The sequence below is a fragment of the Allobosea sp. 05T439 genome (genome assembly GCF_056396005.1).
Genome location: NZ_JBFTKP010000165.1, coordinates 1 through 406 on the forward strand (window position 1 = coordinate 1; position 406 = coordinate 406).

The following is a 406-nucleotide window of genomic DNA, read 5'->3' on the forward strand; positions in this document are numbered from 1 at the left end:
AGTCTTCGCCAATGACACATCCAATCCGATGAACAGCCTCATCCCGTAATCCTCCACCTTCAGGGTCGGTACGGGAACGGCGACAGCTTGCCCTTCTAGACGCAAGTGGCAATGGGCAGCGCGCGACGCAGGCCCCGTTACAGCATCTCGTTGATCAGAGCCAGAAGATGACGGCCGCGGCGATACAGATTGCCGAGAAGAAAGTGTGGGCGCAGCGGTCGTATCGTGTGGCGATGCGTCGCCAGTCTTTGAGCTTAGCGAAGAGGTTCTCGACCTTGTGGCGCTGGCGATAGAGCGCTTTGTCGTAGGGATACGGGATTTTCCGGCTTCGGCTCGATGGAATGCAGGGTGCGATGCCTTTGGCGACCAGGGCCTGGCGGAACGCGGCGCTATCATAGCCGCGGTC

The 406-nt window shown here is 59.9% G+C and carries 1 protein-coding gene; it reads right to left on the bottom strand.

Annotation, left to right across the window (positions count from 1 at the left end):
• Positions 1 to 154 precede the first annotated feature (154 nt).
• The coding region (locus tag AC1DIO_RS35560; protein WP_476854979.1) for a transposase at positions 155 to 406 on the bottom strand (252 nt) is incomplete at its 5' end.